This window comes from Streptomyces sp. BK239 (assembly GCF_004217285.1).
Classification (GTDB): Bacteria; Actinomycetota; Actinomycetes; order Streptomycetales; family Streptomycetaceae; genus Streptomyces.
The window spans coordinates 62819-89008 of sequence record NZ_SHKS01000011.1; the positions used below are offsets into that span (position 1 = coordinate 62819).

At 72.4% G+C, this 26190-nt stretch carries 23 protein-coding genes and 1 tRNA gene; 19 read left to right on the forward strand and 5 right to left on the reverse strand.

Annotation, left to right across the window (positions count from 1 at the left end; genetic code table 11):
- Window positions 1-9: 9 nt before the first annotated feature.
- Together EV567_RS26520 and EV567_RS26525 are read left to right on the forward strand one after the other, a co-directional pair.
- Window positions 10-600 carry a hypothetical protein gene (locus EV567_RS26520; RefSeq protein WP_130444438.1) on the forward strand — a complete coding sequence of 197 codons (591 nt, stop codon included), beginning with the start codon at window positions 10-12 and terminating at the stop codon, window positions 598-600.
- Window positions 601-712: 112 nt separating this feature from the next.
- On the forward strand, window positions 713-3448 hold the full coding sequence (locus tag EV567_RS26525; RefSeq protein ID WP_130444440.1) for a Tat pathway signal sequence domain protein: 2736 nt from the start codon (window positions 713-715) through the stop codon (window positions 3446-3448).
- Between the two features lie 37 nt (window positions 3449-3485).
- Here the strand turns inward: EV567_RS26525 and EV567_RS26530 are convergent, their stop codons facing one another.
- The gene (locus tag EV567_RS26530; RefSeq protein ID WP_242621013.1) at window positions 3486-5846 is read right to left on the reverse strand and encodes an SCO7613 C-terminal domain-containing membrane protein; all 2361 of its coding nucleotides are present in this window, start codon (window positions 5844-5846) and stop codon (window positions 3486-3488) included.
- A gap of 112 nt (window positions 5847-5958) precedes the next feature.
- Here EV567_RS26530 and EV567_RS26535 point away from each other — a divergent pair, with 112 nt between their 5' ends.
- Both EV567_RS26535 and EV567_RS26540 read left to right on the forward strand, forming a co-directional pair.
- Window positions 5959-6405, forward strand: coding sequence for an SRPBCC family protein (locus tag EV567_RS26535; RefSeq protein ID WP_130444442.1), 447 nt, complete (start codon window positions 5959-5961; stop codon window positions 6403-6405).
- Between the two features lie 39 nt (window positions 6406-6444).
- Window positions 6445-6516, forward strand: a tRNA-Val gene (locus tag EV567_RS26540).
- Window positions 6517-6612: 96 nt separating this feature from the next.
- On the opposite strand, the gene EV567_RS26545 is transcribed toward EV567_RS26540, so the two are convergent.
- On the reverse strand, window positions 6613-7338 hold the full coding sequence (locus EV567_RS26545) for an exonuclease domain-containing protein (protein ID WP_130444444.1): 726 nt from the start codon (window positions 7336-7338) through the stop codon (window positions 6613-6615).
- Window positions 7339-7529: 191 nt separating this feature from the next.
- Here EV567_RS26545 and EV567_RS26550 point away from each other — a divergent pair, with 191 nt between their 5' ends.
- From EV567_RS26550 to thrS, 3 genes are all read left to right on the forward strand, one after another.
- The gene (locus EV567_RS26550; RefSeq protein ID WP_130444446.1) at window positions 7530-8096 is read left to right on the forward strand and encodes a DUF4365 domain-containing protein; all 567 of its coding nucleotides are present in this window, start codon (window positions 7530-7532) and stop codon (window positions 8094-8096) included.
- Window positions 8093-9379 (forward strand): hypothetical protein, encoded by a 1287-nt coding sequence (locus EV567_RS26555; protein WP_130444448.1) that lies wholly within the window; start codon window positions 8093-8095, stop codon window positions 9377-9379. The genes EV567_RS26550 and EV567_RS26555 overlap by 4 nt, the downstream gene beginning before the upstream one ends.
- Window positions 9380-9521: 142 nt before the next feature.
- Window positions 9522-11498 (forward strand): threonine--tRNA ligase, encoded by a 1977-nt coding sequence (thrS, locus tag EV567_RS26560; RefSeq protein WP_130444450.1) that lies wholly within the window; start codon window positions 9522-9524, stop codon window positions 11496-11498.
- Between the two features lie 33 nt (window positions 11499-11531).
- Here thrS and EV567_RS26565 read toward each other — a convergent pair whose 3' ends face one another.
- A complete protein-coding gene (locus EV567_RS26565) occupies window positions 11532-12191 on the reverse strand; it encodes a potassium channel family protein (RefSeq protein ID WP_130444452.1) in 660 nt (219 codons plus the stop codon).
- A gap of 67 nt (window positions 12192-12258) precedes the next feature.
- Here EV567_RS26565 and EV567_RS26570 point away from each other — a divergent pair, with 67 nt between their 5' ends.
- Window positions 12259-12819: an HIT domain-containing protein gene (locus EV567_RS26570; protein ID WP_165430497.1), complete on the forward strand. Its 561-nt coding sequence runs from the start codon at window positions 12259-12261 to the stop codon at window positions 12817-12819.
- 25 nt (window positions 12820-12844) lie between these two features.
- On the opposite strand, the gene EV567_RS26575 is transcribed toward EV567_RS26570, so the two are convergent.
- Together EV567_RS26575 and EV567_RS26580 are read right to left on the reverse strand one after the other, a co-directional pair.
- The gene (locus EV567_RS26575) at window positions 12845-14506 is read right to left on the reverse strand and encodes a hypothetical protein (protein WP_130444457.1); all 1662 of its coding nucleotides are present in this window, start codon (window positions 14504-14506) and stop codon (window positions 12845-12847) included.
- Between the two features lie 151 nt (window positions 14507-14657).
- The gene (locus EV567_RS26580; RefSeq protein ID WP_130444459.1) at window positions 14658-16862 is read right to left on the reverse strand and encodes an elongation factor G-like protein EF-G2; all 2205 of its coding nucleotides are present in this window, start codon (window positions 16860-16862) and stop codon (window positions 14658-14660) included.
- 313 nt (window positions 16863-17175) lie between these two features.
- Between EV567_RS26580 and pgsA the strand changes: the two genes are divergently transcribed.
- The 11 genes from pgsA to yajC all read left to right on the forward strand — a co-directional run bounded on the left by pgsA (window position 17176) and on the right by yajC (window position 26152).
- Window positions 17176-17943, forward strand: coding sequence for a phosphatidylinositol phosphate synthase (gene pgsA, locus EV567_RS26585; RefSeq protein WP_130444461.1), 768 nt, complete (start codon window positions 17176-17178; stop codon window positions 17941-17943).
- Window positions 17940-18857 (forward strand): phosphatidylinositol mannoside acyltransferase, encoded by a 918-nt coding sequence (locus tag EV567_RS26590; protein WP_130444463.1) that lies wholly within the window; start codon window positions 17940-17942, stop codon window positions 18855-18857. Before pgsA ends, EV567_RS26590 begins: the two co-directional genes overlap by 4 nt.
- Entirely contained in the window at window positions 18854-20020 is a 1167-nt protein-coding gene (locus EV567_RS26595; RefSeq protein WP_130444465.1) for a glycosyltransferase family 4 protein, read from the forward strand. Before EV567_RS26590 ends, EV567_RS26595 begins: the two co-directional genes overlap by 4 nt.
- A gap of 4 nt (window positions 20021-20024) precedes the next feature.
- On the forward strand, window positions 20025-20567 hold the full coding sequence (locus tag EV567_RS26600) for a hypothetical protein (RefSeq protein ID WP_130444467.1): 543 nt from the start codon (window positions 20025-20027) through the stop codon (window positions 20565-20567).
- Between the two features lie 136 nt (window positions 20568-20703).
- The gene (gene pdxS / locus EV567_RS26605; RefSeq protein WP_130444469.1) at window positions 20704-21609 is read left to right on the forward strand and encodes a pyridoxal 5'-phosphate synthase lyase subunit PdxS; all 906 of its coding nucleotides are present in this window, start codon (window positions 20704-20706) and stop codon (window positions 21607-21609) included.
- Window positions 21610-21616: 7 nt separating this feature from the next.
- Window positions 21617-22228 carry a pyridoxal 5'-phosphate synthase glutaminase subunit PdxT gene (gene pdxT / locus EV567_RS26610; RefSeq protein WP_130444471.1) on the forward strand — a complete coding sequence of 204 codons (612 nt, stop codon included), beginning with the start codon at window positions 21617-21619 and terminating at the stop codon, window positions 22226-22228.
- Window positions 22229-22276: 48 nt separating this feature from the next.
- On the forward strand, window positions 22277-23029 hold the full coding sequence (locus tag EV567_RS26615; protein WP_130444473.1) for a YebC/PmpR family DNA-binding transcriptional regulator: 753 nt from the start codon (window positions 22277-22279) through the stop codon (window positions 23027-23029).
- 136 nt (window positions 23030-23165) lie between these two features.
- Window positions 23166-23711 carry a crossover junction endodeoxyribonuclease RuvC gene (ruvC, locus tag EV567_RS26620; RefSeq protein WP_130444475.1) on the forward strand — a complete coding sequence of 182 codons (546 nt, stop codon included), beginning with the start codon at window positions 23166-23168 and terminating at the stop codon, window positions 23709-23711.
- Window positions 23708-24313, forward strand: a complete 606-nt coding sequence (gene ruvA, locus EV567_RS26625; protein ID WP_130444477.1) for a Holliday junction branch migration protein RuvA — start codon at window positions 23708-23710, stop codon at window positions 24311-24313. The genes ruvC and ruvA overlap by 4 nt, the downstream gene beginning before the upstream one ends.
- A gap of 28 nt (window positions 24314-24341) precedes the next feature.
- Window positions 24342-25412, forward strand: a complete 1071-nt coding sequence (ruvB, locus tag EV567_RS26630) for a Holliday junction branch migration DNA helicase RuvB (protein ID WP_130444479.1) — start codon at window positions 24342-24344, stop codon at window positions 25410-25412.
- 221 nt (window positions 25413-25633) lie between these two features.
- Window positions 25634-26152 carry a preprotein translocase subunit YajC gene (yajC, locus tag EV567_RS26635; protein WP_130444481.1) on the forward strand — a complete coding sequence of 173 codons (519 nt, stop codon included), beginning with the start codon at window positions 25634-25636 and terminating at the stop codon, window positions 26150-26152.
- The last annotated feature ends 38 nt before the right edge of the window (window positions 26153-26190 follow it).

A 26190-nucleotide genomic window follows, 5' to 3' on the forward strand; every position in this document is an offset into this window, starting at 1 on the left:
ACGATCACGATGGCCGAGGCACATGTGAAGGCGCGCAGGGAGTCGGTCCTCGCCGAGCGGTTCGCCGTGTTCGCCGAGTGCCTGCTCACCGGGGTGTGGATCTCGGTGACCTCGCTGGGCGTGGTCACCGTTCCGGCGGCCTTCGCGGCCGGGGCGCGGCACCTGCGCCGCCGCACCGCGCACGAGGGGGGCGGCTGGCGGGAGTTCGCCGCCGACTTCCGCGGCGCGCTGCGCGGCGGGTGGCTCGTCGGGCTCGCGGGATGGGCCGCGGCGGTCGCGGTCCGGGTGGACGTCCAGGCCGTGCGCGCGGGGCTCCCGGGCGGGCCGCTCGTCGGGGCCGCCGGGGTGCTCGCGCTGATCGGGTTCGTGGTGGCCGTGCTGCGTGCCGCGGCGGTGTGGTCGCCGGGAGCGAGGTGGCGGACCCTGCTGGCGTCGGCCGGCCGCCGGACGGTCCTGGACCCGGCCGGGTCCTTCCTGATCATCGCCGGGCTGGCCGTGGTGGCGTTGTCCGCCTGGTTCGTCGCACCGCTCGCGGTCCCCGTGCTGGGGGCCGTGGCGGCCGCCGCCCTCGCCGTGGAGGAGCGGTACCGGCGCCGCTGACGGGCGGCGCCCCGCAGCTGGGCCGGCGCACGGGCGCCGCGCCTTCATCTGTCATGCCCCTGACCAGTAGCGGGGACAAGCCTCCCGCACGCAGAAGGAAAGGCCGCATCCCATGTCTCCCATCCCCCGCAGGTCCCTGCTCAAGGCGGCCGCCGTCGCCGGCGCCGCCGCCCAGTTCAGCTGGGCTCTGGGGACCAGGAACGCGCAGGCCGCAGCCGCCGCGCCGGCCGACACCGACCCGGTCACCCTGGACTGGCTGGAGGACGGCGGCCTCGGCGCCGCCCCCGGCTCCACCCTCGGCGTGCCCTGGCCGATGGGCGCCTACCAGGAGGACCAGACCTTCGCCCTGACCGACGCCGGCGGCAAGGCCGTCCCCGTCCAGTCCTGGCCGATCGCCTACTGGCCCGACGGGTCCCTCAAGTGGACCGCCCACGCAGTCAGTTCGGGCTCCGGAAAGCTCACCCTCAGCGCCGGCGCGCCCGCCGCCCCCGCGCAGAAGGTCACCGTCACCGCGAACACCGGCCTCGTCACCGTCTCCACCGGTGTCATCACCGCGAAGATCGGCAAGTCCGGCCCCACGCTGGTCAAGTCCGTCACCCGCGGCTCCACCGAGATCGCCAGGAACGGCCGGCTGGTCATGATCCGGCAGCCCGAGATCGAGGACGACGAACAGGGCAAGGTCAGGACCGAGCAGTTCGAGGGCGCGATCGACGCGGTCACCGTGGAACAGGACGGCCCGGTCCGCGCGGTCGTCCGTGTCGACGGCAAGCACCGCAGAGGCAGCCGGAGTTGGCTGCCGTTCTCCATCCGCCTCTACTTCTACGCCGGCGCCGACTCCTTCCGTATGGTGCACACCATCACCTACGACGGGAAGCAGGAACCCGGCAAGGCCGAGGGCGACTTCATCCGAGGACTCGGCGTCCGCTTCACCGTCCCGATGCGCGACCAGTCCTACGACCGCCACATCCGCATCGGCGGCGAGGGCACCGGACTGCTGCGTGAAGCCGTCAAGGGCATCACCGGCCTGCGCCGCGACCCCGGCGCGGCGGTCCAGGCGGCCCAGTACGCCGGCCAGAAGCTCCCCGACCCCGCCACCTGGGACCAGCGCGTCACCACCCGGCTGCAGTACATCCCCGAATGGGGGGACTACACCCTCTCCCAGCTCTCCGCCGACGGCTTCACCCTGCGCAAGCGCACCAAGAAGGGCCACGGCTGGATCGCCGCCGGCGGCGGCAGGCGCGCCTCCGGCTTCGGGTACGTCGGCGGCGTCAGCGGCGGCCTCTCGTTCGGCCTCAGGGACTTCTGGGAGAGCCACCCCTCCCAGCTCGACATCCGCGACGCGCACACCGACGAGGCCGAGGTCACCCTCTGGCTCTGGTCCCCCGAGGCCCAGCCCATGGACCTGCGCTTCTACCACGACGGCATGGGCCAGGACACCTTCCCCGAACAGCTCGAAGGCCTCAACATCACCTACGAGGACTACGAGCCCGGCTTCGGCACCCCCTACGGGATCGCCCGTACCTCCGAACTCCTCTTCTGGGCCAACGAGTCCACCCCCGCCCCCGAGACGCTCGCCGCCCAGGTCGAGTCGGTCCGCGTGCCGCCGCAGCTCGCCGCCCCGCCCAGGCAGCTCATCAAGGCCAAGGTCTTCGGCCCCGGCCTCTACTCCGAGCCGGACCGCTCCACCCCGGCCAAGGCGAAGATCGAGGACCACCTCGACTTCCTCTTCACCTACTACAAGGACCAGGTGGAGCAGCGCCGCTGGTACGGCTTCTGGGACCACGGCGACATCATGCACACCTACGACACCGTCAGACACCAGTGGCGGTACGACATCGGCGGCTACGCCTGGGACAACTCCGAGCTCTCACCCGACCTGTGGCTCTGGTACGCGTACCTGCGCAGCGGCCGCGCCGACATCTTCCGCTTCGCCGAGGCGATGACCCGGCACACCGGCGAGGTCGACGTCTACCACCTCGGCAAGTGGGCGGGCCTCGGCACCCGGCACGGCGTCCAGCACTACGCCGACAGCGCCAAGCAGCAGCGCATCGCCAACACCACCTACCGCCGCTACTACTACTTCCTCACCGCCGACGAACGCGTCGGCGACCTCATGCACGCCAACGTCGACTCCGACGAGACGTTCCTCGTCCTCGACCCCATCCGCAAGATCCGCACCGAGCCCTACACCCCCGACCGGCACGCCCTGTCGATCGGCTTCGGCACCGACTGGAGCGGCCTGGTCTCGGCCTGGCTCACCGAGTGGGAGCGCAAGGGCCCCAAGTGGGAGAAGGCCAGGGCGCGCGTCCTGTCGACCATGGAGACCATCGCCGCCCAGCCCAACGGATTCGTGCAGGGCAGCGGACTGTACGACCTCGACACGGGCCGGTTCGCCATCGCCGACAAGCCGGTCGTCGGCGTCTCGCACCTCTCCGCCGTCTTCGGCCTGAACGAACTGTGCGCCGAACTCATCCACCTCGTCGACATGCCGAAGTTCGACGAGGCCTACTACGACTACTGCCGCTACTTCAACGCCACCAAGGCCGAACAGGCCGCACGCTACGGCGCCAACTTCGGCAGCCTGCTGCTCTTCCAGGGCCATTCCCGCCTCGACGCCTATGCCGCCGTCCAGACCGGCGACACGAAACTCGCCGCACGCGCGTGGGACAAGTTCTACAACTCCGACGGCTACAAGGAGTCCGCGCCCTGGCGGACGGAGCCGCTCAGCGGCCCCGCCGCCCTGGTGCCGGGCAGCGAGGCCGCATGGGTGTCCACCAACGACACCGCGCTCTACGGCCTCGCCGCGATCGAGAACCTGGCCCTCCTCGGCGACCGCATGCCGTCGTGACCGGCACGGCCGTCAGGACTGCCGGGGCTGGGAGGCCCTAGCCCATCCTCCCCAGGACCTCCCGCACCCGTCGGACGTCCCGGAGCCGCCGCTCGTAGGTCGCGCCGACCGCGAGCAGCAGCAGTCCGGCGAGTGCGGGAGGCGCCCAGCGGGGGAGCGCGTCGGCCACCTGCACCAGGAAGGGCGCCAGTTCGTGCAGGGCGTCCAGGACCAGCACCGAACCGCCGAGGACCAGCGGCGCCTTGAGGCGGTGCCGGGCGCCCAGCAGCGTCACCAGCAGGGCCGCCGCGCCCAGCAGCAGCGGACGCGTCCACTGCGCGTCACTCCACGCCGCCGCGAGGCTCGGCGCCAGCGTGGCGGCCAGCCCGGGACCGTACGCCGTCCACGACGGCGTCCCCGGATCGCGGCGGCGGCGCCAGGCGCCGATCAGCAGCGCCGGCACGGTCACCGGCAGGGTGTAAGCCTCAGGGGCGGTGACGTCCCAGGCGGCGAACCTGACCCAGGCGGCCGCCACGGCCAGGGCGGCCGCCGCGTACCCCGCGGCCCGGCGGTCTTCGCGGACCGCCGTGCCCGCGGCGATCACCGAGCACAGCCCGAGCACCAGCGCCAGCATCGGCGGATCGGTCACGGAGAGCCCCACGGCGAGCAGCGCGGCGGCGGCGCCCGTCACCTCGACGGGCACCCCCGCCGGGCTCCCGGCCAGCCGCGCGCCGAGTGCGGCCGCGACCACGGGCACCAGGAGGACCAGCACGGCGGTGTGTGAGGGCTGCCAGTGCGCCGCCGCCCCCGTCGCACCCGCCAGCGCGGTCGCGTACGCGAGCGCCGCCGGCGCCATGACCGGCGCGAAGCCCGGCCGGCGCGAGGCCACGGCGCACAGCACGGTCAGCGCCGACAGCACCGTCAGCGTCGCCGACTGCGCCGCGAGCGACAGGAAGGCGAGCGGGACGGAGGCGGCCAGAGCGAACCACGGCACGGACAGGAAGGCCGCCGCCACCGCCACGCACCCCACGATCACGAGGCCCGCCGCGTACGGCAGCCGAAGCGTCGCCGGCAGCACCATCCCCACCGTCCAGGCCAGCCCCAGCGCACCGGTCCGCGCCCAGGCGCCCCAGGCCTCCCGCCGCGCGGCCACCACCAGGACGGCGGTGACGGCCGCCAGGACGACGACAGCCTGGACCGGGTACGGCGGCCACGGCAGGTCCACGGTCACCGCGGCGCGCGCATCGGACGGCGTACCCGACCACGGCCGCGCCGCCCAGCCCAGCGGCCCCAGCAGCGTGACCACGGCCAGCGGCGCCGCCCACAGCAGCGCCAACGCGTGCACGACGGCGCCCGCGCGCACCAGACCCTCCCGCACCGGCTCCGCGAACCGGCCCCGGACCGCCGCCACCAGCGCGACGGCGCACGCCAGATGAGCCGGAACAGCCCAACCGGCGGGCAGCGACACCCGCAGCACGGCGCCGGCCGCCGCCACCAGCAGCAGACCGCCGGTCATCGCGAGCCCCCGCGCCGCCTCCGGCTTCGGCAGCGCCCGCGCCACGACCAGCGCGACAGCCGCCGCGAGGACGAGGAGCGCCGCCGCACGGGCGGCGGCGCCCGGACCGGCAGCCGTCCACGCCAGCGAGCCGGCCGTCAGAACGCCACCGGCGCCCAGGGCGAGCGCGCCGGTGACGGCGGTGACACGGACCGCGCGGACACCCGCACGCGGCGCCCCCGCCGCGTCCAGAGCGGACGTCGCCAACAACGCCGCCGAGACCGCGTGAAGATCCGCGCCCGACGCGACCGCCCACAGCGGCAGGGTCAGTTGAGCGACGGCCAGCGCCGCCGGAACCGGCAGCCGCAGCGCGCCGAGACCCCGGCCGTACGCCGCCCACAACCCCGCCAGCACAGCCGACGCCCCTGCCGTGTACGCCGTCCCGTCGACGCCGCCCAGGGCGACCTCGTACAGCGCGTAGGCGTCGAGCACCGTCAGCGCCAGCCCCAGACCGGCCACCGACTCCGCCGTCGAACGCAGCCCGCGCTTCAGCAGCGGCAGCGGCGCGGCCAGCACGGCCACCGTGACCGAGCCCAGCACGGCGGCCCGCCCGGCGATCCCCATGTGACCCCAGCTGACCAGGGTGAAAGCCACCGCGGCAATCGTGAGCAGGACGCCGCCGAGCATCAGCAGGACGTTCTGCACGCGCGGAGCGCTCGTCTCGGGCGCCACCGCCGCACCGGCCGGACCCGCCGCGGGACTCACCGCCGCACCGGCCGCGACGGGCGGTACGGACGGCTGCGCCTGCAAGGCGGCCAGCAGCCAGGCGCGGCGCGTCAGCAACTGCGCCCGGCGGGCGTCGAGTTGCCACAACTCGGTGTCGAGGAGTCGTAGTTCCTCGGCCGGAGGCGGTATGTGCGTCATGCTTCGGAGTGTGGCCGCCGTCACGGCGCACGGCATGAGCACGGCTACTCAGTAGGTACTCAGAGTCCCCCCGCACGGAGCCGCCGCCTCCGGCGCACGGCACACTCGCCCCATGGACTGGACCCACTACCGTTTCCGCAGCCTCTGGTTCCTGACCGCACCCCCCGAAGCGGTGTACGGCGCCCTGGAACGCCCCGAGGACTACCCGCGCTGGTGGCCCCAGGTCCGGGAGGTCACCCGGATCGACGACACCACGGGAGTCGTCCGCGTCCGCTCCCTCCTGCCGTACGACATCACCTTCACCGCGCGCGAGACATGCCGCGACCCGGCTGCCGGGGTCCTGGAGATCGCGATGACCGGCGACCTCGACGGCTGGGCCCGCTGGACGGTCACCCCGCGCGGCACGGGCGCCCTCGCCCGCTACGACCAGGTCGTCGACGTGGCGAAGCCGATGCTCAGGAGGTTCGCCGTACCGGGGCGGCCCCTCTTCCGCGCCAACCACCGGCTGATGATGCGCGCCGGACGGCGCGGGCTGAACGGGTACCTGCGAGCGGTTTGAAGGACACCCCGGGGGACCTGTATTGTTCAGTGCGTTCCCGGGCGATTAGCTCAGTGGGAGAGCGCTTCGTTCACACCGAAGAGGTCACTGGTTCGAACCCAGTATCGCCCACCGGGAAAGGCCGGTCCGCACACGCGGGCCGGCCTTCTTCATGCCGTCCCACCCGTCGATGCCGCCCCACCCGCCGGGCACATGCCCGTCTCACGCTCACGCCGCCGCAGGCAGCGCCGGGCGCAGCGGCCACGACGTGTCCACGGTCTCCGGGGAGCCGCTGCGCGCGAACCACGCCTGGAGCCCCCGCGCCTGCGCCGCGTGCCACGCCGTCTGCAACGCGTGCAACTCGGCCGGGGACAGCCGCTCCAGCCGCGCCGCGAACCGCCGGCCCAGCGCCCGCACGAGCTCCAGCGCGGCCGTCGCGTCCGCCGCCGCGTCATGCGCGTCGGCCAACGCCACCTCGTAGTGCGCGCACAGGTCGGTCAGCGTGCGGCGCCCCTTGCGGTAGCGGTCCAGATGCTTGTCCAGGACCCGCGGGTCCAGCACCCTGAGCGGCGCCGGCTCCAGCCAGTGCCCCAGCGAAGAGGCCCGGTGCCGGCGCAGCTCACGGTCCAGCAGCGTCAGGTCGAACGGCGCGTTCATCACCACCAACGGCCTTCCCGCCGCCGCCTGTTCGGCGAGCAGCTCGGCTATCTCGTACATCACCGGCGCCGGCCAGCGGCCGTTGCGGTGCAGATGGTCCTCCGTCAGCCCGTGCACCGCCGTCGCCTCGGCGGGCACCGGCACCCCCGGGTTCACCAGCCAGCGGCTCACCCGCGGCCGGACGCCGGGAGCGTCCTGCACGACGAGCGCGGCCGACACGATCCGGTCGGACTCGACGTCGACGCCCGTCGTCTCCGTGTCGAAGGCGGCCAGAGGGCCCTCGTACCAGCACGTCATACCAACTCAACCCCTCGTTCAACAACGGCAGCTGACAGTCCGTCTTCTACCGCTTGGGTGATACCCGTGCTGTTTGCGCCGTACGCCGGTAGGACACAACAGAGGTACGGGTCTTTGCAGTTCAGAGGCTCGACAAGGACTTTCACCCGGATCCCCGAGCGGGATCCGCCGTGCACGAGAGGCTGTTGTCCATGGCGATAGCGCAGCCCGAACGGGGCGGGCTGCTGCCCGAACTCACGGGCCCCCAGCGCGGCACACTCGCCACCACCGCCTGCATGGAGACACTGCAGGTGGCCTATCTGCACGCGGTCGCAGCGGCCGCGGGCTGCTCGCTCTCCCAGCCCTTTCCCGACAACGGCATCGACTGGCACGTCAGCCACAGCGCCCCCGGGCACACCGTCGACGACGAGGTGACCATCAAGGTGCAGCTGAAAGCCACCTACCAGGTCCCGCCGAACCCGCCCGGCCGCACCTTCTCCTTCACGCTCGACAACGACCACCTCAGGAAGCTGGCCCGGACCCCGGTGTCCGTGCACAAGATCCTCGTCGTGATGCTCGTACCCCGGCTCCGGGACGACTGGCTGCGGGCCGGTCACGACCGTCTCGACCTCAGGCACTGCTGCTACTGGGTCAACCTGGCCGGCCACCCGGTCACCGGCCGCACCCGGACCACCGTGCGGATACCGACCGCCCGCGTCTTCGACGACCGGGCCCTGTGCGAGATCATGACCAGGGTCGGGACGGGAGGCAGACCATGACCCACCGTCCGATCGAAGAAGCACCGCGGCCGGCACGACCGCACCCCGCCGACCCAGGCCGCGCCCGCCGCCCGGAGCCCGACTGGAGCCGTCCGCCCGACCCCGCCGACGTCGACCCAGCCGTCCTCGGCGCGCTGCTGCGCCGGCACGGCTGGCAGCGGCGCGGCGGCGCCGCCGGACGCTACGGCCGCTGGACCCCGCCCGGCCCGGGCGGCGCCGCCACCAGCCTGCTCGTACCGGAGAGCCGTGCCTTCCCCGACAGCGACGACCTGCTCGGCGAGGCACTCCAGGCGCTGGCCCGCAGTCAGACGCCCGCCGCCCGCGAGGTCCTCGTCGCCCTGGCTGTCCCCAGCGACGAGATCCGCTGGTGGCGCGACGCCCCGGCCGCACCCGCAGGGACCGCCGGGGCGGCCGGCGCCGCAGGGACCGCCGGGGCCGCGTCCTGGGCCGCCGACGAGCAACTGCGCGGCGCGGCCCGGCAGATCCTCCTCGCCGGCGCGCTCGCCACCCACGCGCGTGCCGGCTACTACGGCGCACGGCACCGGCGCACCGCCGCCGCCACGCTGGACAGCGTCCTCGTGGGCGCCGCCGCAGAGGGGCGCCGGCTGACCGCCTTCGTGCCGGTGGCCACGGGGCGCCCTGTCGCCGTCCGCCTCCACCAGGCCCTGTACGCCGTGCGCGAGGCCATCGACTACCAGCGCGCCGCCGGCGGCATGGACGCCTTCGACGGCGCCGTGGAGGCCGGCGCCAGCCGTGAGCTGACCGAGGCGCTGATCGCCCTCGTCCGCGGCACCGAGGGCGCCCGCGTCGCCGTCGCCTGGGCGCCCGCGGCGGGTGTCCCCGAGGGGTGTGCCGCGGACGCCGAGCCGATCGAGTTCTCGCCCGGCGACCTGCCCGTCCTGCGCGAGGCCGGCGCCCGCTACCTGCGCGAGGAACCCTCCGTGCCCGTGCGGATCACCGGCACAGTGGTGCGGATGCGCAGGGCCGGTCCGCGCGGCGAGGGCAGCGTACGGCTGCGGGTCCTCGCCGGCGCGGAGATCCCGCACGTCCGCCTCAGCCTCGACGAGGAGGACTACCGCATCGCCGGGCAGGCCCATCTCGTCGGGCTGCCGGTGCGGGTGCAGGGCCGGCTGGAGAGCCGGGGCGGCTTCCGCAGGATCACCGGCGCCCAGGACGTCGTCCCCGTCCAGGTGGACGAGGCGGAGCGTGACCGGCTGATGAAGTCGCTGCAGGAGACCGCCGAGATCACCGCCTTCTTCGAGGAGGCGTGCGGCGGGGACTGAGAGGATTGCCGGGGGTGTTCCGTCCCGCGGGCGGGGTCGCGCGGATATCCGTTTCGCGATCGGGCGGCCCGGCTCGGTACGATCCGGTCATGCGCGCGCTCCCGGTATGGCGTCGCAGTCCATCTTCAGTCAGGAGAGACCGGTGTCAGACGTCCGTGTGATCATCCAACGCGATTCCGAGCGGGAAGAGCGCACGGTGACGACGGGCACCACGGCCGCCGACCTCTTCGCCGGCGAGCGCTCCGTCGTCGCCGCGCGTGTGGCCGGCGAGCTCAGGGACCTCACCCACGAGCTGCGGGACGGCGACACCGTCGAGGGCGTCGAGATCACCTCCGAGGACGGCCTGAACATCCTGCGCCACTCCACCGCGCACGTCATGGCGCAGGCCGTGCAGGAGCTCTTCCCCGAGGCCAAGCTGGGCATCGGCCCGCCCGTCAAGGACGGCTTCTACTACGACTTCGACGTGGAGAGGCCGTTCACGCCCGAGGACCTCAAGGCCGTCGAGAAGAAGATGCAGGAGATCCAGAAGCGGGGCCAGAAGTTCGCCCGCCGCGTGGTCACCGACGAGGCCGCCCGTGAGGAACTCGCGAACGAGCCGTACAAGCTGGAGCTGATCGGCCTCAAGGGGTCCGCTTCGAGCGACGACGGCGCGGACGTCGAGGTCGGCGGCGGTGAGCTCACCATCTACGACAACCTCGACGCCAAGACCGGCGAGCTGTGCTGGAAGGACCTCTGCCGCGGTCCCCACCTGCCCTCGACCCGGCTGATCCCGGCGTTCAAGCTGATGCGCAACGCGGCCGCCTACTGGCGCGGCAGCGAGAAGAACCCGATGCTCCAGCGCATCTACGGCACCGCCTGGCCCTCCAAGGACGAGCTGAAGGCGTACCTGGACTTCCTCGCCGAGGCCGAGAAGCGCGACCACCGCAAGCTGGGCAGCGAACTCGACCTGTTCTCCGTCCCGGAGCAGATCGGCTCCGGCCTCGCGGTCTTCCACCCCAAGGGCGGCATCGTCCGCCGTGTCATGGAGGACTACTCGCGCCGCCGGCACGAGGAGGAGGGCTACGAGTTCGTCTACACCCCGCACGCGACGAAGGGGAAGCTCTTCGAGACCTCGGGCCACCTGGACTGGTACGCCGACGGCATGTACCCGCCCATGCAGCTCGACGAGGGCGTGGACTACTACCTCAAGCCCATGAACTGCCCGATGCACAACCTGATCTTCGACGCGCGCGGGCGTTCCTACCGTGAACTGCCGCTGCGCCTCTTCGAGTTCGGGACGGTGTACCGGTACGAGAAGTCCGGCGTGGTGCACGGCCTCACGCGTGCGCGTGGCTTCACCCAGGACGACGCGCACATCTACTGCACCCGTGAGCAGATGTCGGCCGAACTCGACAAGACGCTCACCTTCGTCCTCGGGCTGCTGCGCGACTACGGCCTGGAGGACTTCTACCTGGAGCTGTCCACCAAGGACCCGGAGAAGTTCGTCGGCTCCGACGAGGCCTGGGAGGAGGCGACCGAGACGCTGCGCCAGGTCGCCGAGAAGCAGGGGCTGCCGCTGGTCCCGGACCCGGGCGGCGCCGCGTTCTACGGCCCGAAGATCTCCGTCCAGGCGCGCGACGCCATCGGCCGGACCTGGCAGATGTCGACCATCCAGCTCGACTTCAACCTGCCGGAGCGCTTCAACCTGGAGTACACCGGCGCGGACGGCGCCAAGCAGCAGCCGGTCATGATCCACCGCGCGCTGTTCGGCTCCATCGAGCGGTTCTTCGCGGTGCTCCTGGAGCACTACGCGGGCGCGTTCCCCGCCTGGCTGGCGCCGGTGCAGGCGATCGGCATCCCGGTCGGCGACGCGCACGTGGAGTACCTGGAGAAGTTCGCCGCCGCGGCCAAGAAGAAGGGGCTGCGGGTCGACGTCGACTCCTCCTCGGACCGCATGCAGAAGAAGATCCGGACCGCGCAGAAGCAGAAGGTGCCGTTCATGGTCATCGTCGGCGACGACGACATGAACGCGGGCAGGGTCTCCTTCCGCTACCGCGACGGCTCGCAGGAGAACGGCATCGCGTTCGACGAGGCCATCGCCAAGATCGCGAAGGTCGTCGAGGAGCGGACGCAGGTCTGACCCCCCGCCACGCAGGCGAAGGCCCTCGGGAGCTCAGTCTCCCCGGGGCCTTCGCTCGTCGCCCTCGCGGGTGAAGGTCTGCATCACCCAGGACGAGAACGACCCCGTGACCGCGCCGAGGAGTGCCAGTCCGCCGGCCATCATCCCCGTCGCGATGGTCCGGCCGAGCGTGGTCACCGGCGTGATGTCGCCGTAGCCGACGGTGCTCAGGGTCGCCGCGGCCCACCACACGGCGTCCCCGAAGGTCCGCATGGTCGCCCCGGGAGCTCCGCGTTCCTGCTGGTAGACCGCGAGCGTCCCGGCGAAGCCGAGCAGCAGGGTGGACAGCGAGGCGTAGGCGATCACGCGCGCGTACAGGGACAGCCGGGGCTGTCCGCGCCGGCGCTGGATCACCTCGTACAGCGGGACGATCCGCACCGGGCGCAGCAGCGGCAGGATGACCACGACCGTGAGCAGCAGATGCGTGGTGACGAAGCGCGGCCCCTGCCCGCTGAGCCGCCAGCGCACGGCGTAGTCCGCGGCGAACAGCGCGTACAGGGCGATGAGGGTGAAGCCGCACAGGGCCCGCCACCCGGGGGCCAGGTCCACGGCGAGGACGCGGGTGGCGTAGGCCGCGAGGAAGAGCAGCGAGGCCAGGAAGAGCGGGATCTCGGTGCGCTGCTCCCAGCGCGCCGCGAGGCTGTCGTCGTCCACCGGGCCAGCTTGGCCGGTGACCGGGCTCCCGCCGCCCCGGCGACACGCCGCGATCGGGCGAAGCCATATGCTGCCTTGCATGACGAGTGAGCCGGAGCAGCAGATCGGAGTGGGGACGCGGGACGCGTTCCAGCGCCTGTGGACGCCCCACCGGATGGCGTACATCCAGGGCGAGAACAAGCCGAGCGGTCCGGGGGCGGACGACGGCTGTCCCTTCTGCTCGATTCCGGCGAAGTCCGACGAGGACGGGCTGGTCGTGCGGCGCGGCGAGCACGTGTACGCGGTGCTGAACCTGTACCCGTACAACGGCGGTCACCTGATGACGGTGCCTTACCGGCATGTCGCCGACTACACGGATCTGACCGCGCCGGAGACGGCGGAGCTGGGCGAGCTGACGAAGCAGGCGATGACGGCGCTGCGCACCGCGTCGGGCGCGCAGGGCTTCAACATCGGCATGAACCAGGGCGCGGTGGCGGGCGCGGGCATCGCGGCCCATCTGCACCAGCACATCGTGCCCCGCTGGGGCGGGGACACGAACTTCATGCCGGTGGTCGGGCACACGCGTGTGCTGCCGCAGTTGCTGGCGGACACCCGCAAGATGCTCGCGGAGGCCTGGCCGACGGCGTGACGCTCCTCGCCGCGCCGTCGCGGGTTCACGCGTCGTAGGTGTCGGCCTTGCGGGGGGAGACGTCCTGGACCGCGCCGCTCAGCACCGAGGAGCGGTTGCTGAACTTCTCGATGTCGACGTCGTGTTCCTTGAGCACCTTGAGCGCGGCCGTGTGCACCACCCGCAGCACCGGGGCGGCCGCGCGCAGGGCGTCGTCGGCCATGAAGCGGTGCCGCCAGGGCTGGTCGGCCCAGGCGTGCCGCAGGCCGAAGGGTTCGGGCAGGCCGATGGAGCCGCCGAGCCACTTGAGCAGCGGCGGGTACCAGCTGATGGTGGCGCGCGCGGCGAGGCGTACGACTTCGTCGGGGGTGACGAGCGGCAGGGTGACGGTGCGGGTCTCCCAGAAGCGGACGGTCTTGGCGACCTCCTTGCTGGGGGCTTCGGGCTTGGTGGTGAACAGGCCGTTGACGGGGCCGAGGGCGTGGCCGGTGACCTCGATGCGCAGCGTCTCGTGGAGCACGGTCACGGTGATCAGCATGGTGATGATCAACTGGCCGTCCCACAGGGGCCATTGGACGCCGAGGTAGTGGCGGTCGCCGCCGCCGAACTGCTGCTGGTCGCAGATCTTCTCGATGGCTTTGGGTTTGACCTGGTAGGCCTCGACGTCCGTGCCGTCGGGCCGGGCCACCGCCGTGGCCTTCTCGCCGACGGGGGTGACGATCCAGTGCCGGACCGAGGGCGGGGGGAAGCCGCCGGTCTTCAGGCTCTGCCGGTTGAGCACGGTGAGCTGGTCGTGGATGGCCCTGATGACGGTCCAGCTGCGGAACTCGTGGATGCCCTTGTTGGGGTCGGTGGGGACGAGTTCCTCCGCGAGGTGCCAGGCGCCCCAGCGGGTTCCCATGCCGAGTATGCCCTTGGGGCCCGCGTAGAACACGGAGTTGGACTGCTGTTCGGCGCTCAGCCGGGCCAGGGACTGGCGCAGTTGCTCGGCGGCGGTGTGGTTGGGGCTGGTGGGCACGGCTTCGGGGACCTTGGCGCCGATGCTGCTGCCGGCGAGGAGGCCGGCCCAGCGGTCGCGCAGGTCCGCGGCGGTGCGTTCGCAGATGCGCTTGGCCAGGAACCAGCCGACGACGGGTGCGACGACCGCCCCGCGCGCGTACCAGCCCCAGAAGCCGGTGAACGGCATACGGAGCAGGAAGATCACGGCGAGTGCGCCGACGGCGACGAGCAGGCCGGTGGCGAGGCCGGAGACACGTCGGCCGCCCGCCTTCTCCATGGTGGTGCGCAGTTGGAAGACCAGCAGCCAGACGAGCAGGCCGGGCAGGAAGAGCAGGCCGAACACGGCCATGATGCCGGTGAGTTGCTGGTCGCGGCGGCGGCGGATGCCGTTGGCGGCGAGGCAGTGCTCGACCACGACCTGGGGTTCGGCGCCGAAGGACTGGATGAGCGGGGCGCGGCCGACTCCGAGCATGCGGTCGATCACCGCCTGGGAGAACGCCTCGCCGAGGTTGGGCCGGAAGATGCGGGCCCAGCTGCGGCCGGGGTTGACCGTCGACTGGTGCCATTCGTTGTCGGCGTTCTTGATGGCCGCCACGGGATCGTCCCGGTAGGCCGCCGAGGCCAGGGCGAAGGTCGGTGTCTGCCCTCCGTCGCCCGTCTGTGGCACCTGTGGCCCGAAGATGTCCGCGTAACTGCTGTCAACGGTCATTCCCGCCCCCATCGCCGCTGTTCCCGCTTCTGCGGCCTTCCCGACTTCCGTGCTCCGCACACCTGTTGATCAGGTCATCAGCGTATCCGCCGGCGCCGGCGGCCGTCGGCGGACGGCCGAAGCCGCCCGCCGAAACGGAAGGGGAAGTTCCCTACGCGTCCTGCGTCTGCTGCCTCAGCCGCTCGGCGACCTGGGCCGGCATCGGCTCGTGCCGGGCGTAGGAGCGGCGGAAGCGGGCCGTGCCGTGGGACAGGGACCGCAGGTCGACCGCGTACCGGCCGATCTCGATCTCGGGCACCTCGGCCCGGACCAGGGTGCGGCCGCCGCCCGTCTGTTCGGTGCCGAGCACCCGGCCACGCCGCCCGGACAGATCGCTCATCACCGGGCCCACGTACTCGTCGCCGACCAGCACGCTCACCTCGGCCACCGGCTCCAGCAGATGGATCTTCGCGTCGGCCGCGGCCTCCCGCAGCGCGAGCGCGCCGGCCGTCTGGAACGCGGCGTCGGAGGAGTCCACCGAGTGCGCCTTGCCGTCGAGGAGGGTCACCCGGACGTCGATCAGCGGATGCCCCGCGGCGACGCCCTTGGCGGCCTGCGCCCGCACGCCCTTCTCGACGGACGGGATGAACTGGCGCGGCACCGCCCCGCCGACGACCTTGTCCACGAACTCGATGCCCGAGCCGCCCGGCAGCGGCTCCACCTCGATCTCGCAGATGGCGTACTGCCCGTGCCCGCCGGACTGCTTGACGTGCCGGCCCCGCCCGGCGGACTTCCCGGCGAACGTCTCCCGCAGGGAGACCTGGTGCGGGACGACGTCGACCTGCACGCCGTAGCGGCTGCGCAGGCGTTCCAGCGCGACGTCCGCATGGGCCTCGCCCAGGCACCACAGGACCACCTGGTGGGTGTCCTGGTTCTGTTCGAGCCGCATCGTCGGGTCCTCGGCGACCAGCCGGGACAGGCCCTGGGAGAGCTTGTCCTCGTCGGCCTTGCTGTGCGCCCGGATGGCCAGCGGCAGCAGCGGGTCCGGCATCTGCCAGGGCTCCATCAGCAGCGGGTCGTCCTTGGCCGAGAGGGTGTCGCCGGTCTCCGCGCGGCTCAGCTTCGCCACGCACGCGAGGTCGCCCGCGATGCAGTGCGTCAGCGCCCGCTGCTGCTTGCCGAAGGGCGCGGAGAGGGCGCCGACGCGTTCGTCGGCTTCGTGCAGGGGGCGGCCCTCCTGGCCGTCGTCGGACAGGCCGTGCCCGCACACGTGCACGGTCTCGTCGGGGCGCAGGGTGCCGGAGAAGACGCGGACGAGGGAGACACGGCCGACGTAGGGGTCGGAGGAGGTCTTCACGACCTCCGCGACCAGCGGCCCGTCCGGGTCGCACGGGCCCAGTGCGCGCCGCTCGCCACCGCGGGTGGTGACGAGGGGCGTATCGCGCTCCAGGGGCGTCGGGAAGCCCCGGGTGACGAGTTCGAGGAGCTCGACCGTGCCGAGGCCCTGGCGGGCGCCCTCGGCGGCGGGGGCGGCGGCCAGCACCGGGAAGAAGGCCCCGCGCGCGACGGCCCGCTCCAGGTCCTCGATCAGCGTCTTGACGTCGATCTTCTCGCCGCCGAGGTAGCGGTCCATGAGGGTCTCGTCCTCGCTCTCGGCGATGATGCCCTCGATGAGCCGGTTGCGGGCCTCCTCGATCAGCGGGAGCTGGTCCTCGCCGGGCTCGGACTCCACGCGCTCCCCGGTGGAGTAGTCGAACAGCTTCTGCGACAGCAGCCCGATCAGGCCGGTCACGGGCGCGTGCCCGTCCGGCGCCTTCGGTCCGTGCAGCGGCAGGTAGAGGGGGAGCACGGCGTCGGGGTCGTCGCCGCCGAAGGTCACCGCGCAGATCCGCGTCATCTCCTCGAAGTCGGCGCGGGCCGCCTCAAGGTGCGTGACGACGATCGCGCGGGGCATGCCGACGGCCGCGCACTCCTCCCACACCATCCGCGTGGAGCCGTCCACGCCGTCCGAGGCCGAGACGACGAAGAGGGCCGCGTCCGCCGCACGCAGACCGGCCCTGAGCTCCCCGACGAAGTCGGCGTAGCCGGGGGTGTCGAGGATGTTGACCTTGATGCCGTCCCAGGCGACCGGCACCAGGGAGAGCTGCACCGACCGTTGCTGGCGGTGCTCCATGTCGTCGTAGTCGGAGACGGTGCCGCCGTCCTCCACGCGGCCCGCCCGGTTCACCGCTCCCGCCGTCAGCGCGAGAGCCTCCACCAGGGTCGTCTTGCCCGATCCGCTGGGGCCGACCAGCACCACGTTCCGTACGGACGCGGGGTGGTCGGCCGCCGTAGCCCTGCCGGCGGCTCCGGGGTGTTCCTTCGCCTTGTCGCCCATTTCTTGCCTCCCGTGCACGGTGAGGTCATCGGGGGCGCGGACACGGCGGCTCCGCGCGCGGTGGCGGCTCCGGCGACGCCCGCGGTCCTTCGAGCTTTCCACTCCCGTCACCGCGCGTCCATACGAACGACGCGACGCCGCCGCCCGGCCGCCGCCCAGGGGGCGCGGCAGCCGGCCGGGAGGCCCGGCGGAGAGCGGCGGCCCCCGGCTCGCGCGGGCGGGTGCCCGGCGGTCGCGTACGCGCGTGCGTGGCTACGATGGGCCAGCCGGTGGCCATCAGGGCCGCGCGGCCACACCGACCGTCGGGAAGGCCATGCTGAACAAGTACGCGCGTGCATTCTTCACGCGTGTCCTCACACCGTTCGCCGCGTTTCTCATCCGCCGGGGCGTGAGTCCCGACGCGGTGACGCTGGTCGGCACCGCCGGCGTGATCGCGGGCGCGCTGGTCTTCTACCCCCGGGGCGAGTTCTTCTGGGGCACGATCGTGATCACGCTGTTCGTCTTCTCCGACCTCGTCGACGGCAACATGGCCCGCCAGCTCGGCCGCTTCAGCCGCTGGGGCGCCTTCCTGGACTCCACCCTCGACCGGGTCGCCGACGGCGCGATCTTCGGCGGCTTCGCCCTCTGGTACGCGGGACAGGGCGACGACAACGCCCTGTGCGCGGTGTCGATCTTCTGCCTGGCCAGCGGCCAGGTGGTGTCGTACACCAAGGCGCGCGGAGAGTCGATCGGGCTGCCGGTGGCCGTCAACGGACTCGTCGAGCGGGCCGAGCGGCTCGTCGTCTCCCTCGTCGCGGCCGGTCTCGCCGGCCTGCACAAGTTCGGCGTCCCCGGCATCCAGTACCTGCTGCCCGTCGCCCTGTGGATCGTCGCCGTCGGCAGCCTCGTCACTCTGATCCAGCGGGTCGTCACGGTCCGCCGCGAGTCGGCGGAAGCGGAGGCGGAGGCCGCGGAGGCAGCGAAGGCGGAGACGAACGCGGAGGCGGAACCGGGGGCCGGACACAGCGGGCCGGCGGGAGCCGGACAGAGCGGGACCCCGGCGGCCCGGCCGGAGGCCGAGGGGCACGAGGCGGCCAAGTGAACCCCCGCGACCAGGTCGCCGACGCGCTGTACGGCCTCGGCTGGAGCACCGTCAAGCAGCTCCCCGAGCCGGTCGCGGCGCGCCTCGGCCGTACCGTCGCCGACCTCACCTGGAAGCAGCGCGGCAAGGGCGTGCGGCGGCTGGAGAGCAACTACGCGCGCGTGGTGCCCGACGCGACCCCCGAGCGGCTGGCCGAGCTGTCGCGGGCCGGCATGCGCTCCTACCTGCGGTACTGGATGGAGTCCTTCCGGCTGCCTGCCTGGAGCCCCGAGCGCGTAGCGGCCGGCTTCGAGCCGAAGGACCTCCACCATCTCACCGACGGGCTCGCGACCGGCCGGGGCGTCGTCCTCGCCCTGCCCCACCTTGCCAACTGGGACCTGGCCGGCGCCTGGGTCACCACCAAGCTGCGGACCCCGTTCACCACCGTCGCCGAGCGGCTCAAGCCCGAGACGCTCTACGACCGCTTCGTCGCCTACCGCGAGGGCCTCGGCATGGAGGTGCTGCCGCACAGCGGCGGCGCCGCCTTCGGCACCCTGGCCCGGCGACTGCGCGACGGCGGCCTGGTCTGCCTGGTCGCCGACCGGGACCTGTCCGCGTCCGGCGTCGAGGTCGACTTCTTCGGCGACAAGGCCCGCATGCCCGCGGGACCGGCGCTGCTCGCCCAGCAGACCGGCGCGCTCCTGCTCCCCGTCACGCTCTGGTACGACGACTCGCCCGTCATGAAGGGCCGCGTCCATCCCCCGATCGACGTACCCGGCTCGGGAACGCGGACCGAGCGGACGTCCCTCATGACACAGTCGCTGGCCGACGCCTTCGCCTCGGGCATCGCCGACCACCCGGAGGACTGGCACATGCTGCAGCGGCTTTGGCTCGCGGACCTGGAACCGCGTCCGTCGGACGGAGAGCGGCCTTGAGGATCGGCATCGTCTGCCCGTACTCCTGGGACGTGCCGGGCGGAGTGCAGTTCCACGTCCGCGACCTCGCCGAGTACTTCATCCGGCTCGGCCACGACGTCTCCGTCCTGGCCCCCGCCGACGACGACACCCCGCTGCCGCCGTACGTCGTCTCGGCCGGACGCGCGGTCCCGGTGCCGTACAACGGCTCGGTGGCCCGGCTGAACTTCGGCTTCCTGAGCGCCGCACGCGTCCGCAGATGGCTGCACGACGGCGCCTTCGACGTGATCCACATCCATGAGCCGACCTCGCCCTCACTGGGCCTGCTGACCTGCTGGGCCGCGCAGGGGCCCATCGTGGCGACCTTCCACACGTCCAACCCGCGCTCCCGCGCGATGATCGCCGCGTACTCCATCCTCCAGGCCGCCCTGGAGAAGATCAGCGCCCGGATCGCGGTCAGCGAGTACGCCCGCCGCACCCTTGTCGAACACCTCGGCGGGGACGCGGTCGTCATCCCCAACGGCGTCGACGTCGGCTTCTTCGCCGCGGCCGAGCCCAGACCCGAGTGGCAGGGCGGCACCATCGGCTTCGTCGGCCGCATCGACGAGCCGCGCAAGGGCCTGCCGGTGCTGATGCGCGCCCTGCCGAGGATCCTCGCCGAGCGGCCGAACACCCGGCTCCTGGTCGCCGGACGCGGCGACGAGAAGGAAGCGGTGGAGAGCCTCCCGAAGGACCTCCGCGCGCGCGTGGAGTTCCTCGGCATGGTCAGCGACGAGGACAAGGCCCGCTTCCTGCGCAGCGTCGACCTGTACGTCGCCCCCAACACCGGCGGCGAGAGCTTCGGCATCATCCTGGTCGAGGCCATGTCGGCCGGAGCCCCGGTCCTCGCCTCCGACCTCGACGCGTTCGCCCAGGTCCTGGACCAGGGAGCGGCGGGCGAACTCTTCGCCAACGAGGACGCCGACGCGCTGGCCGAGGCCGCGGTCCGGCTCCTGGGCGACCCCGTGCGGCGCGCCGAACTACGCGCGCGGGGCAGCGCCCACGTACGGCGCTTCGACTGGTCGACGGTCGGCGCGGACATCCTGTCGGTGTACGAGACGGTGACGGCGGGAGCGGCCGCGGTGGCCACGGACGACAAGGGCTCACCCGGGCTGATGGCCCGCTTCGGCCTGGCGAGGGACTGAACCTGTGACCACCACCGTCGTCTGGATCCTCGTCGTCCTGCTGGCCGTCGGCCTGTACCTGAGCTGGACCGCGGGACGCCTGGACCGGCTGCACGCGCGCATCGACGCCGCCCGCGCCGCACTGGACGCGCAACTGCTGCGCCGGGCCTCCGTGACACAGGAGCTGGCCACCTCGGGGGTGCTCGACCCGGCCGCCTCGATCGTGCTCTACGAGGCCGCGCACGCCGCCCGGCAGGCCGAGGAGGAACTGCGCGAGGTCGCCGAGAGCGACCTGAGCCAGGCGCTGCGCGCGGTCTTCGCGGAGACGCAGCAGGTCGAGGTCGTGCGCGAGGCGCCCGGGGGAGAGGAGGCGGCCCGCGAGCTCACCGAGGCCGTCCGCAGGGTCCCCATGGCCCGCCGCTTCCACAACGACGCCGTCGGCGCGGCCCGCAGGCTGCGCGAGCACCGCAAGGTGCGCTGGTTCCGGCTGGCCGGCCACGCGCCCTTCCCGATGGCTTTCGAGATGGACGACGAACCCCCGGCGGCCCTCGCCGACCGCGCCGCCTGATCCGACCCCGGCCCGATCTCGGCGTGGGGCGGCGAAAAAAATCCACCGCCTTCCCATTGGCCCTTGCTGTGGACTGGACGGCTGCCGTTTCCTCGGTGCTGCACCACCCCCTCTTCCACCCCAGTGAGGTCAACCCGTGTCCAGCACCGAGAACCAGGCTCCCGAGACCGGCACCGCGCGCGTGAAGCGCGGCATGGCCGAGCAGCTCAAGGGCGGCGTGATCATGGACGTCGTCACGCCGGAGCAGGCCAAGATCGCGGAGGACGCGGGCGCCGTCGCCGTCATGGCGCTGGAGCGGGTCCCGGCCGACATCCGCAAGGACGGCGGCGTCGCCCGCATGTCCGACCCGGACATGATCGAGGGCATCATCGAGGCCGTCTCCATCCCGGTCATGGCCAAGTCGCGCATCGGCCACTTCGTGGAGGCCCAGGTCCTGCAGGCCCTCGGCGTCGACTACATCGACGAGTCCGAGGTCCTCACCCCGGCCGACGAGGTCAACCACTCCGACAAGTTCGCGTTCACCACCCCGTTCGTGTGCGGTGCCACCAACCTGGGCGAGGCCCTGCGCCGTATCGCCGAGGGCGCCGCGATGATCCGCTCCAAGGGCGAGGCCGGCACCGGCAACGTCGTCGAGGCCGTCCGCCACCTGCGCCAGATCAAGAACGAGATCGCCCGCCTGCGCGGCTTCGACAACCACGAGCTGTACGCCGCCGCCAAGGAGCTGCGCGCCCCCTACGAGCTGGTCAAGGAGGTCGCCGAGCTGGGCAAGCTGCCCGTCGTGCTGTTCTCCGCGGGCGGTGTCGCCACCCCGGCCGACGCCGCGCTGATGCGCCAGCTCGGCGCGGAGGGCGTCTTCGTCGGCTCCGGCATCTTCAAGTCCGGCGACCCGGCCAAGCGCGCCGCCGCCATCGTCAAGGCGACCACCTTCTACGACGACCCGAAGATCATCGCGGACGCTTCCCGCAACCTCGGCGAGGCCATGGTCGGCATCAACTGCGACACCCTCCCCGAGACCGAGCGCTACGCCAACCGCGGCTGGTAGCCCGCCCATGTCCCACGAAGCCCCTGTCATCGGCGTCCTGGCCCTCCAGGGCGACGTACGGGAGCACCTCGTCGCCCTGGCCGCGGCCGACGCCGTGGCCAGGCCGGTGCGGCGCCCCGAGGAACTCGCCGAGGTGGACGGCCTCGTCCTGCCCGGCGGCGAGTCGACCACCATCTCCAAGCTGGCCGTCCTGTTCGGCGTGATGGAACCCCTGCGCGCGCGGGTGCGCGACGGCATGCCCGTCTACGGCACCTGCGCCGGCATGATCCTGCTCGCCGACAAGATCCTCGACCCGCGCTCGGGCCAGGAGACCGTCGGCGGGATCGACATGATCGTGCGCCGCAACGCCTTCGGGCGGCAGAACGAGTCGTTCGAAGCGGCTCTCGACGTCAAGGGCGTCGCGGGCGACCCCGTCCAGGGCGTCTTCATCCGCGCCCCCTGGGTCGAGTCCGTCGGCGCGGGCGCCGAGGTGCTCGCCGAGCACGACGGCCACATCGTCGCCGTCCGCCAGGGCAACGCGCTCGCCACGTCGTTCCACCCGGAGCTCACCGGCGACCACCGGGTGCACGCCCTCTTCGTCGACATGGTCCGCGCGAACGGGGCGACCGAGTCCTTGTAGGATTCCTGGCGTTCGTATCTGGATGGGTTACGCGAAGGAGACAGGCAGATGTCCGGCCACTCTAAATGGGCCACGACGAAGCACAAGAAGGCCGTGATCGACGCCAAGCGCGGCAAGCTCTTCGCGAAGCTCATCAAGAACATCGAGGTCGCGGCGCGCATGGGCGGTGTCGACCTGGAGGGCAACCCGACGCTCTACGACGCCGTCCAGAAGGCGAAGAAGCAGTCGGTCCCCAACAAGAACATCGACTCCGCCATCAAGCGCGGCGGCGGTCTCGAGGCCGGCGGCGCCGACTACGAGACGATCATGTACGAGGGTTACGGCCCCAACGGCGTCGCGGTGCTCATCGAGTGCCTCACCGACAACCGCAACCGCGCCGCCTCCGAGGTCCGCGTCGCCATGACCCGCAACGGCGGATCCATGGCCGACCCGGGCTCCGTGTCGTACCTGTTCAACCGCAAGGGCGTCATCATCGTCCCCAAGGGCGAGCTGAGCGAGGACGACGTGCTGGGCGCGGTCCTCGACGCCGGCGCCGAGGAGGTCAACGACCTCGGCGAGTCGTTCGAGGTCCTCAGCGAGGCCACCGACCTGGTCGCGGTCCGCACCGCCCTCCAGCAGGCCGGCATCGACTACGACTCCGCCGAGGCCAACTTCGTCCCGACCATGCAGGTCGAGCTGGACGAGGAGGGCGCCAAGAAGATCTTCAAGCTGATCGACGCGCTCGAGGACAGCGACGACGTCCAGAACGTCTTCGCCAACTTCGACGTCAGCGACGAGGTCATGGAGAAGGTCGACGCGTAACGCTGCCGCGAGCGGAGCGCTTCAGGGCGGGCCGGGGGACACGTCCCACCGGCCCGCCGCTGTTGTCAGTGGCAGCGACTAGCCTGGCGCCATCCGTGGATCACCGTCCGCGGACGGCGAAGAGGGGAGGGGCGCGGTGCGCGTACTGGGGGTGGACCCCGGGCTGACCCGGTGCGGTGTCGGCGTCGTCGAGGGGGTCGCGGGCCGCCCGCTCACCATGCTGGGCGTCGGCGTCGTACGGACGCCCGCGGACGCCGAGCTGGGACACCGCCTCGTCGCCGTCGAACAGGGCATAGAGCAGTGGCTGGACGAGTACCGGCCCGAATTCGTGGCGGTGGAGCGGGTGTTCAGCCAGCACAACGTACGGACCGTCATGGGCACCGCCCAGGCCAGCGCCGTCGCCATGCTCTGCGCCGCCCGCCGCGGCATCCCCGTCGCCCTGCACACGCCCAGCGAGGTCAAGGCCGCCGTCACCGGCAGCGGGCGCGCCGACAAGGCGCAGGTCGGTGCGATGGTCACCCGCCTGCTGCGGCTCGACGCGCCGCCCAAGCCCGCCGACGCCGCCGACGCGCTCGCCCTCGCCATCTGCCACATCTGGCGCGCCCCCGCGCAGAACCGGCTCCAGCAGGCCGTCGCCCTGCACGCAGCCAAAGCACCGACACTGAAAGGCCGTACGGGATGATCGCCTTCGTGAGCGGACCGGTCGCCGCCCTCGCCCCCGACTCCGCCGTGGTCGAGGTGGGCGGCATCGGCATCGCCGTCCAGTGCAGCCCCAACACCCTGTCGGGACTGCGGACGGGCCAGCAGGCCAAACTGGCCACCTCCCTGGTCGTCCGCGAGGACTCCCTCACCCTGTACGGCTTCGCCGACGACGACGAACGTCAGGTCTTCGAGCTGCTCCAGACCGCCAGCGGCGTCGGCCCGAGACTCGCCCAGGCGATGCTTGCCGTGCACACACCGGACGCGCTGCGCCGGGCCGTCGCCACCGCCGACGAGAAGGCCCTCGTCGCCGTCCCCGGCATCGGCAAGAAGGGCGCCCAGAAGCTGCTGCTGGAGCTGAAGGACCGCCTCGGCGAACCGACCGGCGCCCCCGCGGTGGGCACACCCGTCACCCAGGGCTGGCGCGACCAGCTCCACGCGGCCCTCATCGGCCTCGGGTACGCCACCCGGGAGGCCGACGAGGCGGTCACCGCCGTGGCGCCGCAGGCCGAGGCCGCGGGCGGCGCGCCCCAGGTGGGCCAGCTGCTCAAGGCCGCCCTGCAGACCCTCAACCGCGCCCGCTGACCGACCCCACCACTCTGAGGCACACCACATGAACTGGGACGACACGACCGACACCTCCGCCTCCGAGCGGCTGGTGGGATCTGTCGCCGACCGTGAGGACCAGGCCGTCGAGGCCGCGCTGCGCCCCAAGGACCTGGGCGAGTTCATCGGCCAGGAGAAGGTCCGCGAGCAGCTCGACCTCGTCCTGCGCGCCGCACGCGCGCGTGGCGCGACCGCCGACCACGTCCTGCTCTCCGGCGCCCCCGGCCTCGGCAAGACCACCCTCTCCATGATCATCGCCGCCGAGATGGGCGCTCCCATCCGCATCACCAGCGGCCCCGCCATCCAGCACGCCGGCGACCTCGCCGCGATCCTCTCCTCCCTCCAGGAAGGAGAGGTCCTCTTCCTCGACGAGATCCACCGCATGTCGCGGCCCGCCGAGGAGATGCTCTACATGGCCATGGAGGACTTCCGCGTCGACGTCATCGTCGGCAAGGGCCCCGGCGCCACGGCCATCCCGCTGGAACTGCCCCCCTTCACCCTCGTCGGCGCCACCACACGCGCGGGCCTGCTCCCCCCGCCGCTGCGCGACCGCTTCGGCTTCACCGCCCACATGGAGTTCTACGAACCGGCCGAACTCCAGCGCGTCGTCCACCGCTCGGCGAACCTCCTCGACGTGGAGATCGACACCGACGGCGCCGCCGAGATCTCCGGCCGCTCCCGGGGCACGCCCCGCATCGCCAACCGCCTGCTGCGCCGCGTCCGCGACTACGCGCAGGTCAAGGCCGACGGTGTCATCACCCGTGAGATCGCCTCCGCGGCCCTCGCCGTCTACGAGGTGGACGCCCGCGGCCTCGACCGCCTCGACCGCGCCGTCCTCGAAGCCCTGCTCAAGCTGTTCGGCGGCGGCCCGGTCGGCCTGTCCACGCTCGCCGTCGCGGTGGGGGAGGAGCGCGAGACCGTCGAAGAGGTCGCCGAACCCTTCCTGGTCCGGGAGGGCCTGCTCGCCCGCACCCCGCGCGGCCGCGTCGCCACCCCCGCCGCCTGGACCCACCTCGGCCTCACCCCGCCCCGCCCCGCCGGCACGGGAAACGGGCAGCAGGACCTGTTCGGGGGATGAGGGCGCCCGCGGCGAGACCTGTCCGGGCGGCGGCGACGCGCGCGGGCGCCGGCGATCGGCCAGGACATTGGCCGGGTCAGGAACCCAAGTGCCATGCTGAGCGTTGTTCCTTGCGCGCGGACTCGCTTAGACTCCGCCGATGCCGCCGTTGCCGGCAGCACGCATACCCCCCAACCATCAGGCCGCTCAGCACCGCGGTCGTGTGAAGGAAGTACCGACCCGTGAGTCTCGTGACCATCCTTCCGTTCATCGTGCTCATCGGGGCCATGTTCCTGATGACCCGGTCGGCGAAGAAGAAGCAGCAGCAGGCCGTGGACATGCGCAACGCCATGCAGCCCGGCAGCGGTGTCCGCACCATCGGGGGGTTGTACGGAACGGTGAAGGAGGTCGACGAGGACACCGTCCTCCTCGACGCCGGCCCGGGAGTGGAGCTGCTCTTCGCGAAGAACGCGATCGGCGCCGTCCTGACCGACGACGAGTACAACCGCATCGTCCACGGCATCGAGCACGACCTGAAGTCCGACTCCGACGTCGTCCCCGCCGACGCCTCCTCCCTCTCCGACACCGACGGCTCCGCCGACGCTGCCGCCGCCTCCGACGACAAGCCCGTCGACTTCGGCAAGAAGGACGAGACGTCCGGGACCGAGGAGCCGGCCGCCGAGGCCGGCGCCGACGCGACGCCGAAGCAGGCCGACGAAGAGCCGAAGAAGACCGACGGCGACTCCGACGCGAAGAAGTAGCCACGTCCCCGGGGCGCGCGGGCGGGGCCCGCGCGTTC

Coding starts and splice junctions, on each gene's coding strand:
- EV567_RS26535 (WP_130444442.1), top strand. CDS start 5,959: ATGGACTGGACCCACTACCGTTTCCGCAGCCTCTGGTTCCTGACCGCA.
- EV567_RS26555 (WP_130444448.1), top strand. CDS start 8,093: ATGACCCACCGTCCGATCGAAGAAGCACCGCGGCCGGCACGACCGCAC.
- EV567_RS26570 (WP_165430497.1), top strand. CDS start 12,259: ATGCTGCCTTGCATGACGAGTGAGCCGGAGCAGCAGATCGGAGTGGGG.
- pgsA (WP_130444461.1), top strand. CDS start 17,176: ATGCTGAACAAGTACGCGCGTGCATTCTTCACGCGTGTCCTCACACCG.
- ruvA (WP_130444477.1), top strand. CDS start 23,708: ATGATCGCCTTCGTGAGCGGACCGGTCGCCGCCCTCGCCCCCGACTCC.
- EV567_RS26580 (WP_130444459.1), bottom strand. CDS start 16,862: ATGGGCGACAAGGCGAAGGAACACCCCGGAGCCGCCGGCAGGGCTACG.
- EV567_RS26520 (WP_130444438.1), top strand. CDS start 10: ATGGCCGAGGCACATGTGAAGGCGCGCAGGGAGTCGGTCCTCGCCGAG.
- EV567_RS26575 (WP_130444457.1), bottom strand. CDS start 14,506: ATGACCGTTGACAGCAGTTACGCGGACATCTTCGGGCCACAGGTGCCA.
- ruvB (WP_130444479.1), top strand. CDS start 24,342: ATGAACTGGGACGACACGACCGACACCTCCGCCTCCGAGCGGCTGGTG.
- EV567_RS26525 (WP_130444440.1), top strand. CDS start 713: ATGTCTCCCATCCCCCGCAGGTCCCTGCTCAAGGCGGCCGCCGTCGCC.
- EV567_RS26545 (WP_130444444.1), bottom strand. CDS start 7,338: ATGACGTGCTGGTACGAGGGCCCTCTGGCCGCCTTCGACACGGAGACG.
- EV567_RS26615 (WP_130444473.1), top strand. CDS start 22,277: ATGTCCGGCCACTCTAAATGGGCCACGACGAAGCACAAGAAGGCCGTG.
- pdxT (WP_130444471.1), top strand. CDS start 21,617: ATGTCCCACGAAGCCCCTGTCATCGGCGTCCTGGCCCTCCAGGGCGAC.
- EV567_RS26550 (WP_130444446.1), top strand. CDS start 7,530: ATGGCGATAGCGCAGCCCGAACGGGGCGGGCTGCTGCCCGAACTCACG.
- EV567_RS26530 (WP_242621013.1), bottom strand. CDS start 5,846: ATGACGCACATACCGCCTCCGGCCGAGGAACTACGACTCCTCGACACC.